The sequence below is a fragment of the Streptomyces akebiae genome, from assembly GCF_019599145.1.
GTDB classification, from domain to species: domain Bacteria; phylum Actinomycetota; class Actinomycetes; order Streptomycetales; family Streptomycetaceae; genus Streptomyces; species Streptomyces akebiae.
In genome coordinates this window covers 5,096,151-5,108,292 of record NZ_CP080647.1, presented here as the reverse complement: position 1 = coordinate 5,108,292, position 12,142 = coordinate 5,096,151, and the positions used below count along the sequence as shown (strand labels likewise).

Annotated in this window: 10 protein-coding genes; 6 read left to right on the top strand and 4 right to left on the bottom strand. The window is 67.7% G+C overall.

Going from position 1 to position 12,142, the window contains the following annotated elements; all coding sequences use genetic code 11:
* Nucleotides 1–8 precede the first annotated feature (8 nt).
* The 4 genes from yidC to rpmH are packed head-to-tail and all read right to left on the bottom strand — an operon-like array spanning nucleotide 9 to nucleotide 2,170.
* Entirely contained in the window at nucleotides 9–1,286 is a 1,278-nt protein-coding gene (gene yidC, locus K1J60_RS21935) for a membrane protein insertase YidC (RefSeq protein ID WP_220647688.1), read from the bottom strand.
* Between the two features lie 3 nt (nucleotides 1,287–1,289).
* Nucleotides 1,290–1,643 (bottom strand): membrane protein insertion efficiency factor YidD, encoded by a 354-nt coding sequence (yidD, locus tag K1J60_RS21930; protein WP_033530651.1) that lies wholly within the window; start codon nucleotides 1,641–1,643, stop codon nucleotides 1,290–1,292.
* Nucleotides 1,640–2,011: a ribonuclease P protein component gene (gene rnpA / locus K1J60_RS21925; RefSeq protein ID WP_220647687.1), complete on the bottom strand. Its 372-nt coding sequence runs from the start codon at nucleotides 2,009–2,011 to the stop codon at nucleotides 1,640–1,642. The genes yidD and rnpA overlap by 4 nt, the downstream gene beginning before the upstream one ends.
* A 21-nt stretch (nucleotides 2,012–2,032) precedes the next feature.
* Nucleotides 2,033–2,170 carry a 50S ribosomal protein L34 gene (rpmH, locus tag K1J60_RS21920; protein WP_005482975.1) on the bottom strand — a complete coding sequence of 46 codons (138 nt, stop codon included), beginning with the start codon at nucleotides 2,168–2,170 and terminating at the stop codon, nucleotides 2,033–2,035.
* A gap of 417 nt (nucleotides 2,171–2,587) precedes the next feature.
* On the opposite strand from rpmH, the gene dnaA reads away from it, so the two are divergent.
* From dnaA to gyrB, 6 genes are all read left to right on the top strand, one after another.
* Nucleotides 2,588–4,615 (top strand): chromosomal replication initiator protein DnaA, encoded by a 2,028-nt coding sequence (gene dnaA / locus K1J60_RS21915; RefSeq protein WP_220647686.1) that lies wholly within the window; start codon nucleotides 2,588–2,590, stop codon nucleotides 4,613–4,615.
* Nucleotides 4,616–5,629: 1,014 nt separating this feature from the next.
* Nucleotides 5,630–6,760, top strand: a complete 1,131-nt coding sequence (gene dnaN / locus K1J60_RS21910; protein ID WP_220647685.1) for a DNA polymerase III subunit beta — start codon at nucleotides 5,630–5,632, stop codon at nucleotides 6,758–6,760.
* Nucleotides 6,761–6,980: 220 nt separating this feature from the next.
* Complete coding sequence (gnd, locus tag K1J60_RS21905) at nucleotides 6,981–7,856, top strand: phosphogluconate dehydrogenase (NAD(+)-dependent, decarboxylating) (protein ID WP_220647684.1); 876 nt, start codon at nucleotides 6,981–6,983, stop codon at nucleotides 7,854–7,856.
* A gap of 135 nt (nucleotides 7,857–7,991) precedes the next feature.
* The gene (recF, locus tag K1J60_RS21900; protein WP_220647683.1) at nucleotides 7,992–9,116 is read left to right on the top strand and encodes a DNA replication/repair protein RecF; all 1,125 of its coding nucleotides are present in this window, start codon (nucleotides 7,992–7,994) and stop codon (nucleotides 9,114–9,116) included.
* Nucleotides 9,113–9,646, top strand: coding sequence for a DUF721 domain-containing protein (locus K1J60_RS21895; RefSeq protein ID WP_220647682.1), 534 nt, complete (start codon nucleotides 9,113–9,115; stop codon nucleotides 9,644–9,646). Before recF ends, K1J60_RS21895 begins: the two co-directional genes overlap by 4 nt.
* A gap of 396 nt (nucleotides 9,647–10,042) precedes the next feature.
* Nucleotides 10,043–12,112, top strand: a complete 2,070-nt coding sequence (gene gyrB, locus K1J60_RS21890) for a DNA topoisomerase (ATP-hydrolyzing) subunit B (protein WP_220647681.1) — start codon at nucleotides 10,043–10,045, stop codon at nucleotides 12,110–12,112.
* The last annotated feature ends 30 nt before the right edge of the window (nucleotides 12,113–12,142 follow it).

The window sequence follows — 12,142 nt, the reverse complement described above, 5'->3', positions numbered from 1 at the left end:
ACTCCTTCTTACTTCTTGGACGGGGACTTGGGGCGCTGCTGACCCTTGCGCTGACCGGACTGAGCCTTGCTGCGGCCACCGGCACCGGGCTTGGGCGCGGCCTTCTTGGCAGCGGCCGCCGGCTTGGCGTCCTCCGGCTCGTCCGACTTGCTCAGCGAGGTGGGCTCGGTCTTCGGCTCGGCTTCGTCGGCGGTCTTCGCACTACCGGACTGACGCTGGGCCTTGGTCTGGCGCTTGGGCTGCTGACGCTTGGGGGTCGCCGGCGTACCGTCCTCGGCCGTGGCGACGGCCGAGGCCTCGCTCTTGATGACGGTGCCGTCAGCCTGGGCCGCGAGACCCTCCTTGCTCAGGCCGGTGATGAACTTCCGCTCGTACTCGTTGCGGTCACGACCCTTGGCGACGATCGCCTTGACGATCGCGCGCTCGCCGCGGCCGCGGGTCTTGCCGTGGTGCGTGACGTGCTTGAAGAGTCGCTCCAGGTAGGCGGCCTGCGCCTTGGAACCCGGCGTCGGGTTGTTGTGGATGACGTACATCTGCTGGCCCATGGTCCACACGTTGGTGGTCAGCCAGTAGACGAGGACACCGACCGGGAAGTTGATGCCGAAGACGGCGAACATGATCGGGAAGATGTACATCAGCATCTTCTGCTGCTGCATGAAGGGCGTCTTCACCGTGGTGTCGACGTTCTTCGTCATCAGCTGACGCTGCGTGTAGAACTGCGACGCCGACATCAGGACGATCATGATCGCGGTGACGATGCGGACCGTGGTGATCGAAGCGTCGAGTGCCTGGGCCTCGGCGGCGGTGTCCGTGAAGGTCGCGGCCAGCGGGGCACCGAAGATGTGTGCCTTCTGCGCGCTCTCCAGCAAGCTCTCGTTGATGACACCGATGGTGTCGTTGTTCGCGATGCTGTTGAGCACGTGGTAGAGGGCGAAGAAGAACGGTGACTGCGCCAGGATGGGAAGGCACGAGGAGAGCGGGTTGGTGCCCGTCTCCTTGTACAGCTTCATCATCTCTTCGGACTGACGCTGTTTGTCGTTCTTGTAGCGCTCCTGGATCTTCTTCATCTCGGGCTGCAGCGTCTGCATCGCCCGGGTCGCCTTGATCTGCTTCACGAAGAGCGGGATCAGGCAAATACGGATCAGGATCACCAAGGACACGATGGACAGGCCCCAGGCCCACCCGGTGTCGGCGCCGAAGAGGGCGCCGTACACGCTGTGGAACTGGACGATGACCCAGGAGACAGGTGTCGTGATGAAGCTGAAGAGGCTGGCAATCGTGTCCACTAATCATGCTCCTTGGGCATGGGACGGGGTCTCTGCGGCCGGGCCCGAGGAGGCCTGCCCCTCGGTGGCCGGTTCGGCGGCGGAGGTCCCGCCCTTGCGTGCACGCCAGGCGCCACGCAACATCTCGTGCCACCGTGGCCGTTTGCGCGGCGGGACATGGTCCACACCGCCGAGCGACCACGGATTGCACCGCAGGATGCGCCAGGCAGTGAGTGCCGTTCCCTTGATCGCACCGTGCCGGTCGATGGCCGTGTAGCCGTAGTGGGAGCACGACGGGTAGTACTTGCACACCGGCCCGAGCAGCGGACTGATCGTCCACTGGTACAGCTTGATCAGCGCCAGCAGCGGGTACTTCATCGCGCGCCCCCTCCCAGCAGCCGCCCTATGGCGGCATCCAGGTCTTGGGCCAGTTGTACGTGGTCGGCGTCACCCGATCCGGGCAGCGCTCGTACGACTACCAGGCTACCGGGGGGAAACAGGGCGACTCGATCGCGCATCAGATGACGAAGCCTGCGCTTCACCTTGTTGCGAACAACCGAACCACCGACGGCCTTGCTCACGACGAAACCCGCACGCGTCGGGGGAGCGCTCTCCCCAGGCGCGTGCGGGTCCGTGGCACCGCTACGTAGGTGAACGACGAGGAGAGGGCGTCCGGCCCTGCGTCCTCGTCGTACCGCGGTCGCGAAGTCCTCGCGCCGCCTCAGCCGATGCTCGGTAGGCAGCACGACGTCATGACCTGATCTGGATCAGGCGGACAGGCTGGCGCGACCCTTGCTGCGGCGGTTCGCGAGAATCGCGCGGCCGGCACGGGTACGCATCCGCAGGCGGAAGCCGTGGGTCTTCGCGCGACGACGGTTGTTCGGCTGGAAGGTGCGCTTGCTCACTCGGGGGCTCCAGAAAGAAATCGGTGTTTGCGGGTGCCGTCCTGGCTGTCACCGTGCGCCCACGAGTAGCTCGTATAAACGCCCGAGTGCACCGCTGTCCGATCACCTGACGCGATCTGTGCCCATCGGAGGCAGGCGGCAGCAGCCATCGACAACTCGACCTGGTTACGGTACGCGCGGCTACGCCATCCGGTCAAACCAGAGGTCACGGGGAGACACTATCCACAGGCTGGGGACAACAACTTGAACCGTACCGGTCGCCGTGACTACCGTGACTGAACTCCGATTCGTTCCCTTTCCTTTGGCTGTTGGGACCCGACCCGCTCAGCAGCACCTCGTCTCGAGTGCCCCACCCGAGTTCCAAACCGACCTGTCCCAGAACCACACGTTCGTGGGACCTGTGAGAGAGCGTGCCCTGTGGCTGACGTACCTGCCGATCTTGCCGCAGTGTGGCCACGCGTATTGGAAAAGCTCCTGGGTGAGGGCCGGGGCCAAGGTGTCGAGGTGAAGGACGAGCGCTGGATCAAGCGCTGCCAGCCGCTCGCTCTGGTCGCGGACACGGCACTTCTCGCCGTCCCGAACGAGTTCGCGAAGGGCGTACTCGAGGGCCGCCTCGCACCGATCGTCAGCGAGACCCTGAGCCGGGAGTGCGGCCGCCCGATCCGTATCGCCATCACCGTCGACAGCTCCGTGGGCGAGCCCCCGCCCCCGCCGGTCCAGCACCGCTTCGAGGAGCCCGAGCTCCCGTCCGTCCCGGCCCAGAACCGTGAGTCCTACGACGGCAGGGACACGTACGACAGCCAGGGGCGCGAGGGTCGCGGCGGGTACGAGAAGCAGAACGCCTACGAGAATCCGAACGGATACGACAGCCAGGGGCGTGACCCCTACGAGGGGTACGGGCGCCACCGGGCCGACGACCGTGGCCCGGGACGCGGCGAACAGCTGGGCAGCGGCCCCGGCGACCTGCTGCCGCCTCCGCGCACGGACCAGATGCCCACCGGCCGGTCGGATCAGCTTCCGACCGCGCGTCCCGCGTATCCGTCCGAGTACCAGCGGCCCGAGCCGGGCGCCTGGCCGCGGCCCTCGCAGGACGACTACGGCTGGCAGCAGCAGAGACTCGGGTTCCCCGATCGGGACCCCTACGCTTCGCCATCGTCGGACTACCGCTCGCAGCCGATGGACCGGTCACCGTACGACCAGCGCTCCGAGTACGACTCCGGGCGCCCCGACTACGACCAGCCCCGCGGCGACTACAACCGGCCCGGTGCCGACTCCGACTACCCACGACCGGACAGGCGTGAGCTTCCCGACCCACCGCCGGGCTCGGGACACGTGCACCGGGGCGGGCCGGCCAGCAGTGCGCCCGGCCCGCTGGCGGCGCAGCCCGCGCCGGCCCCCGGTCCGGGTGAGCCGACGGCACGCCTGAACCCGAAGTACCTCTTCGACACTTTCGTCATCGGCGCCTCGAACCGCTTCGCCCACGCGGCCGCGGTGGCGGTCGCCGAGGCGCCGGCCAAGGCGTACAACCCCCTCTTCATCTACGGGGAGTCGGGCCTCGGCAAGACGCACCTGCTGCACGCGATCGGGCACTACGCGCGCAGCCTCTACCCGGGCACGCGCGTGCGGTACGTGAGTTCGGAGGAGTTCACCAACGAGTTCATCAACTCCATCCGCGACGGCAAGGGCGACAGCTTCCGCAAGCGGTACCGCGAGATGGACATCCTGCTCGTCGACGACATCCAGTTCCTGGCGGACAAGGAGTCGACGCAGGAGGAGTTCTTCCACACCTTCAACACGCTCCACAACGCGAACAAGCAGATCGTGCTCTCCAGCGACCGGCCTCCCAAGCAGCTGGTCACCTTGGAGGACCGGCTGCGGAACCGTTTCGAGTGGGGTCTGATCACCGACGTCCAGCCGCCCGAACTGGAGACGCGGATCGCGATCCTCCGCAAGAAGGCGGTGCAGGAACAGCTCAACGCCCCGCCGGAGGTACTGGAGTTCATCGCGTCCCGTATCTCGCGCAACATCCGCGAACTGGAGGGCGCGCTGATCCGGGTGACGGCGTTCGCGTCGCTCAACCGGCAGCCGGTGGACCTCGGGCTGACCGAGATCGTCCTGAAGGACCTGATCCCGGGCGGCGAGAACGCGTCCCCGGAGATCACCGCCACCGCGATCATGGCCGCGACGGCCGACTACTTCGGGCTCACGGTCGAGGACCTGTGCGGCACCTCGCGCGGCCGCGCCCTCGTCACGGCCCGCCAGATCGCGATGTATCTGTGCCGTGAGCTGACCGACCTGTCGCTGCCCAAGATCGGCGCGCAGTTCGGCAACCGGGACCACACCACCGTCATGCACGCCGACCGCAAGATCCGCGCGCTCATGGCCGAGCGACGGTCCATCTACAACCAGGTGACGGAGCTGACGAACCGCATCAAGAACGGCTGACGACCCAGCCGACTGCCCGTCCGACCACACCGCTGCCTGACGTATGGAGAACACCGTCATACGTCACTGAGGGCGCCCCGGGACGAGTTCCCGAGGGCGCCTTCGGCGTTCCTGGACGGCTTCAGGCCGCCTCGTGGGGCGCTTCAGCCCATCTCCTGAGCGCCGCGGCCCGTCTTCCTGGACGGGTGCGGCCGACTCCGAGGGGGTCCCCACCGTCGCCGTCCCGTCATCAGGTGTTCGATTACCTGCGGCGTTACGGCCTTCCTCCACAGATTCGGGGACTTTCTCCCGTCCACACCCTGGGGACCGGGAAGTTATACAGATCGTGTCCACAAGGCGAGCCGACGCGAGATCATCGGTCCAGGTCACCCGCCTGTGGATCCGTGGACGAAAGATCTCCACAGGCTGTGGACAAAGCGAGGATCCACAGACTGTGGACGGAGTTGTCCACCGACGCCCCACAGGCTGTGGCCGGTTGTCCCCAGTGATCGTCGGCTTCTCCACATGCCTGTCCACTGTTCGGCAAGCCCAGGTGCCTCCTCACCGTGTCGAGTGAAAGGCGTCACATGAAGTTGCCTGGTTGGGCTGTGGGAAAGACGGGTAAACCTGGGGACGCCGTTGGGGAGAAGTGCCCTGCGGCTGTGCACGGTGTGTGCAGAACTTTCTGTTCTCCACAGATACCCCTGGTTGTCCACCGCCTCCACCCACAGGCACGGTGGACAAAATCTGCTGTCTGAGCTGCGAAAACGGGGTTATCCACGGTTTCCACAGGCCCTACTACTACTCCCAACTAGAGAGAGCTGGGAATCCGTTTCGAAGTGGGTCCTGTGCACAACTCGCTCTTCGCTGCCTGACCGCGCCTCGTCACGACTTGACCCCGAGCGGCTCCGAGTGTCAGTGGTGTGCGTCAGACTGTTCCCCGGTGTCCTTCCCGTCACAGGAGCCAGCGACACCGAGACAGACGACGAAGCCAGGCAGGGCGAGAAGCGCCGGCAACAGCAGGAGGCGGCAACAGTGAAGATCCGGGTGGAACGCGACGTACTCGCGGAGGCAGTTGCCTGGGCGGCACGCAGCCTCCCGGCCCGTCCGCCGGCGCCTGTCCTCGCCGGCCTCCTTCTGAAGGCCGAGGACGGCCAGCTGAGCCTCTCCAGCTTCGACTACGAGGTCTCCGCACGCGTGTCGGTGGAGGCCGAGGTCGACGAGGAGGGCACGGTGCTCGTCTCCGGCCGCCTTCTCGCCGACATCTGCCGCGCCCTCCCCAACCGCCCTGTGGAGATCTCCACAGACGGTGTACGGGCGACGGTGGTGTGCGGCTCCTCCCGGTTCACCCTCCACACACTGCCTGTGGAGGAGTACCCGGCGCTGCCGCAGATGCCGAACGCCACGGGCACCGTCCCGGGAGAGGTCTTCGCCTCCGCCGCAGCCCAGGTCGCCATCGCCGCGGGCCGCGACGACACGCTGCCCGTCCTCACCGGTGTGCGCATCGAGATCGAGGGCGACACGGTCACGCTCGCCTCCACCGACCGCTACCGCTTCGCGGTCCGCGAGTTCCTGTGGAAGCCGGAGAACCCCGAGGCGTCCGCAGTCGCCCTGGTGCCCGCCAAGACGCTCCTGGACACCGCCAAGGCCCTCACGAGCGGCGACAGCGTCATCCTGGCGCTCTCCGGCTCGGGCTCCGGCGAAGGTCTGATCGGTTTCGAGGGCGCGGGCCGCCGTACGACCACGCGGCTGCTGGAGGGAGACCTCCCGAAGTACCGCACGCTGTTCCCGACGGAGTTCAACAGCGTGGCCGTCATCGAGACCGCGCCCTTCGTCGAGGCCGTGAAGCGTGTGGCCCTCGTCGCCGAGCGGAACACCCCTGTGCGGCTGAGCTTCGAACAGGGCGTGCTGATCCTGGAGGCGGGCTCCAGCGACGACGCACAGGCTGTGGAGAGGGTCGACGCCCAGCTGGACGGCGACGACATCTCGATCGCCTTCAACCCGACGTTCCTGCTGGACGGCCTGAGCGCCATCGACTCCCCGGTGGCCCAGCTGTCGTTCACGACGTCCACCAAGCCTGCCCTGCTCAGCGGCAAGCCTGCTGTGGACGCCGAGGCGGACGAGGCCTACAAGTACCTGATCATGCCGGTGCGGCTCAGCGGCTGACCGGCCGGACCGGCCGGATGACACCGCGGTTTGGCCGCGGAAGTTGTCCACAGCGCTGTGGGGCCCGGTGATCCAGCGGGCCCTCGGCACGAAGCCGCAGGTAGGGGTGTACTTATGAGCGGGTATGCCCACAGGTGTGCGTGAGCGTCCGGGTTTAGGCTCGTGCGTGGGTACGCAGTTCAGGTGCCCTCCTGCCACGTCGCAACCTAAGGAACAACTGATGGAGCTCGGTCTCGTCGGCCTCGGCAAGATGGGCGGCAACATGCGCGAGCGGATACGCCGCGCGGGCCACACCGTCATCGGATACGACCGGAACCCGGATCTCGCCGATGTCCACAGCCTCGAAGAGCTTGTGGGCAAGCTCAAGGGCCCGCGGGTCGTGTGGGTCATGGTCCCGGCAGGCGCCGCCACCCAGTCGACCGTCGACGAGCTGGCCGAGTTGTTGGAACCCGGTGACGTCGTCGTGGACGGTGGAAACTCCCGCTGGACGGACGACGAGAAGCACGCCGATGAGCTGGCGGCCAAGGGCATCGGCTTCGTCGACTGTGGTGTCTCCGGTGGGGTCTGGGGCCTGGAGAACGGCTACGCGCTGATGTACGGCGGCGATGCGGAGAACGTCGCCAAGGTGCGCCCCGTCTTCGACGCGCTGAAGCCCGAGGGCGATCTCGGCGCGGTGCACGCTGGCAAGGTCGGCGCCGGTCACTTCGCGAAGATGGTCCACAACGGCATCGAGTACGCGATGATGCAGGCCTATGCGGAGGGCTGGGAGCTCCTGGAGAAGGTCGACTCGGTGACGGACGTCCGCGAGGTGTTCCGTTCCTGGCAGGACGGCACGGTCATCCGCTCCTGGCTCCTCGACCTGGCGGTGAACGCCCTCGACGAGGACGAGCACCTGGACGGGCTGAAGGGCTTCGCGCAGGACTCCGGTGAGGGCCGGTGGACGGTGGAGGCCGCCATCGACCACGCCGTGCCGCTGCCCGCGATCACGGCCTCCCTCTTCGCGCGGTTCGCGTCGCGCCAGGAGGACTCGCCGCAGATGAAGATGGTCGCGGCGCTGCGGAACCAGTTCGGCGGCCACGCGGTCGAGAAGAAGTAGCCCACGGCAAGAAGCAGCGCGCGGCACAGAAGACGCGCGGCACAGAAGAGAAGAACGAGCACACCACGGACGACGAGAAGTCGTCCACAGGGCCGCACGGTGGTCCACAACCCTGGGGGAGGTCGGCACCCGACCATGCACGTCACGCACCTGTCGCTGGCCGACTTCCGCTCGTACGCCCGGGTCGAGGTCCCGCTCGACCCGGGCGTCACCGCGTTCGTGGGTCCCAACGGGCAGGGCAAGACGAACCTGGTCGAGGCGGTCGGCTATCTCGCGACCCTCGGCAGCCACCGGGTCTCCTCGGACGCGCCCCTGGTCCGCATGGGCGCCGACCGCGCGGTGATCCGGGCCCAGGTGCGGCAGGGCGAACGGCAGCAGCTGGTCGAGCTGGAGTTGAACCCGGGCAAGGCCAACCGGGCCCGCATCAACAGGTCTTCACAGGTCAGGCCACGCGATGTGCTCGGCATCGTGCGAACGGTGCTGTTCGCGCCCGAGGACCTCGCGCTGGTCAAGGGCGACCCCGGTGAGCGACGGCGCTTCCTCGACGAACTGATCACCGCGCGGGCCCCGCGCATGGCGGGTGTGCGCTCCGACTACGAGCGGGTCCTCAAGCAGCGCAACACCCTCCTCAAGACAGCCGCGTTGGCACGTCGGCACGGCGGCCGCTCCATGGACCTGTCCACGCTCGACGTGTGGGACCAGCACCTCGCGCGCGTGGGCGCCGAGCTGCTCGCCCAGCGCCTCGATCTGGTCGCCGCGATCCAGCCGCTCGCCGACAAGGCGTACGAGCAGCTCGCACCCGGCGGCGGCCCGGTCGGTCTGGAGTACAAGCCCTCCTCGCCCGGTCTCGTCGGCCACGCGCGCGAGGAGCTGTACGAGCAGCTCACGGCGGCCCTCTCCGAGAGCCGCAAGCAGGAGATCGAGCGGGGCGTCACGCTCGTGGGACCCCATCGAGACGATGTGACCCTCAAACTCGGTCAGCTGCCGGCCAAGGGCTACGCCTCCCACGGCGAGTCCTGGTCGTACGCCCTGGCGTTGCGGCTCGCCTCCTACGACCTGCTGCGGGCCGAGGGCAACGAGCCGGTGCTGATCCTCGACGACGTGTTCGCCGAGTTGGACACCCGTCGGCGGGAGCGTCTGGCGGAGCTGGTCGCGCCGGGCGAGCAGGTCCTGGTGACCGCCGCGGTCGACGACGACGTACCGGACGTACTGACGGGGACGCGGTACACCGTGTCCGACGGGACGGTGGAGCGCGCATGAGCGGATCCGAGGGAACCCCCAAGCCGCCCGAGCCCTCCGGTGTGGACCTCGCGCGCGTGGCGCTGCGCGCCGCGAAGGAGGCCGCACGCGCGCGTGGCGAAGTCACCCAGCAGCAGAAGCAGGCACGACGTGGCGGCGGGCTGCGCTCCGGCGCGCGTGCCGACGGGCGCGACCCGATGCCGCTCGGTCCCGCCATCAACCGGCTGATCACCGAGCGGGGCTGGGAAACACCGGCCGCCGTCGGCGGCGTCATGGGCCGCTGGCCCCAGATCGTCGGCGACGACCTGGCCAGACGATGCGTGCCGGAGCGGTACGACGAGGACGAGCGCGTGCTGCACGTGCGGTGCGACTCGACGGCCTGGGCGACGAACGTACGCCTCCTCGCCCCGCAGCTGGTCGCGAGGCTCAACGAGGACCTCGGGCAGGGCACCGTGCGGCTCCTCAAGGTCCACGGCCCCGCCGGCTCCGCTCCGCGTTACGGCCCCCTGCGGGCCCCGGGAAGCACCGGTCCCGGCGATACCTACGGGTGACCGTAGTCACATTTCCAGGCTCTTCCCCAGCCCGTGACCGGCGGTCCTCGGGGCGTCGCCGGGCGCCCGCGTGCTCCTGCGTCGACGTTCGCGTGCGGATGCGAATGTCGACCTGACCCGGGAGTAGCAAAGGGTTGACACCCGGAAGCGCTGAGTGCCGCTGTGAGCCTCTTGGAGCCCCGCTCCGCATATGGGGAGTCGGGAGAGACCGGTTCAGGGCGGCACATGCGGACTCAGGTACCGGCAAACCCCCATCACTGTCGGCGCTACCGGTAGACTGGAAGCTAATCCCGCCCCATTCGTGGGGACCGCTTCGGAAACACTGTGCAACGCTGACAAAGGCTTCCACCGCAACATGCCGCAGCCGCTCCGGCAAACCCGCCAAGAGCCTGGCTTGTGCTGTGCCAGAAAGGGCGCTTCGTGGCCGATTCCGGCAACCCCAACGAGAACATCCCGTCCACCGAGGCCCTGGCCGGAACGGCCGAGGCCTCGCCCTCGGCGTACGACGCCAGCGCCATCACCGTCCTCGAAGGGCTGGACGCGGTCCGCAAGCGGCCCGGCATGTACATCGGCTCGACCGGTGAGCGCGGCCTGCACCACCTCGTGCAGGAGGTCGTGGACAACTCCGTCGACGAGGCCCTGGCCGGGCACGCGGACACCATCGACGTGACGATCCTTCCCGACGGCGGTGTCCGGGTCGTCGACAACGGCCGCGGCATCCCGGTGGGCATCGTGCCGTCCGAGGGCAAGCCGGCCGTCGAGGTCGTGCTGACCGTCCTGCACGCGGGCGGCAAGTTCGGCGGCGGCGGCTACGCGGTCTCCGGCGGTCTGCACGGCGTCGGCGTCTCCGTGGTGAACGCCCTGTCGACGAAGGTCGCCGTCGAGGTCAAGACCGACGGTCACCGCTGGACGCAGGACTACAAGCTGGGCGTGCCGACCGCCCCGCTCGCCAAGCACGAGGCCACGGACGAACACGGCACTTCGGTCACCTTCTGGGCCGACCCGGACATCTTCGAGACCACCCACTACTCCTTCGAGACGCTCTCGCGGCGCTTCCAGGAGATGGCGTTCCTCAACAAGGGGTTGAGGATCAACCTCACCGACGAGCGCGAGTCGGCGAAGGCCACCGCTGGGGCGGACGAGGCCGGCGAGGACGAGAAGCACGAGGTCAAGGCCGTCTCGTACCACTACGAGGGCGGCATCGTCGACTTCGTGAAGCACCTCAACTCCCGCAAGGGGGACGTGGTGCACCCGTCCGTCATCGACTTCGAGGCCGAGGACAAGGACAAGCTCCTGTCCGTCGAGGTCGCGATGCAGTGGAACAGCGGTTACAGCGAGGGTGTGTACTCCTTCGCCAACATCATCCACACGCACGAGGGCGGTACGCACGAAGAGGGCTTCCGCGCCGCGATGACCGGTCTGATCAACCGCTACGCGCGCGACAAGAAGTTGCTCCGTGAGAAGGACGACAACCTCACGGGTGACGACATCCGCGAGGGTCTGACCGCGATCATCTCGATCAAGCTGAGCGAGCCGCAGTTCGAGGGCCAGACCAAGACCAAGCTGGGCAACACGGAGGCCAAGACCTTCGTGCAGAAGGTCGTCCACGAGCACCTGACGGACTGGCTCGACCGCAACCCGGTCGAGGCCGCGGACATCATCCGCAAGTCCATCCAGGCGGCCACCGCGCGCGTGGCGGCCCGTAAGGCGCGTGACCTGACCCGCCGCAAGGGCCTCCTGGAGACGGCGTCCCTGCCGGGCAAGCTGAGCGACTGCCAGTCGAACGACCCCACCAAGTGCGAGATCTTCATCGTCGAGGGTGACTCCGCCGGCGGCTCGGCCAAGTCCGGCCGCAACCCGCAGTACCAGGCGATCCTCCCGATCCGCGGCAAGATCCTCAACGTGGAGAAGGCGCGGATCGACAAGATCCTGCAGAACCAGGAGATCCAGGCGCTGATCTCGGCCTTCGGCACGGGTGTGCACGAGGACTTCGACATCTCGAAGCTCCGCTATCACAAGATCATCCTGATGGCGGACGCCGACGTCGACGGTCAGCACATCAACACCCTGCTGCTGACCTTCCTGTTCCGCTTCATGCGGCCGCTGGTCGAGGCCGGGCACGTGTTCCTGTCGCGTCCCCCGCTCTACAAGATCAAGTGGGGCCGGGACGACTTCGAGTACGCGTACTCGGATCGCGAGCGCGACGCCCTGATCGAGCTCGGCCGGCAGAACGGCAAGCGCGTCCGGGAGGACTCGATCCAGCGCTTCAAGGGTCTCGGCGAGATGAACGCCGAGGAACTGCGCATCACGACCATGGACCAGGACCACCGGGTCCTCGGCCAGGTCACGCTCGACGACGCCGCCCAGGCGGACGAGCTGTTCTCGGTGCTCATGGGCGAGGACGTCGAGGCCCGGCGCCAGTTCATCCAGCGCAACGCCAAGGACGTCCGCTTCCTCGACATCTGAGTCGGTCTCAGCTGACCGCACCAGGAAGGA

Bases quoted from the DNA above. Each gene is read 5' to 3' on its own strand.
- yidD (WP_033530651.1), bottom strand. From the start codon at position 1,643: ATGAAGTACCCGCTGCTGGCGCTGATCAAGCTGTACCAGTGGACGATC.
- gnd (WP_220647684.1), top strand. From the start codon at position 6,981: ATGGAGCTCGGTCTCGTCGGCCTCGGCAAGATGGGCGGCAACATGCGC.
- recF (WP_220647683.1), top strand. From the start codon at position 7,992: ATGCACGTCACGCACCTGTCGCTGGCCGACTTCCGCTCGTACGCCCGG.
- K1J60_RS21895 (WP_220647682.1), top strand. From the start codon at position 9,113: ATGAGCGGATCCGAGGGAACCCCCAAGCCGCCCGAGCCCTCCGGTGTG.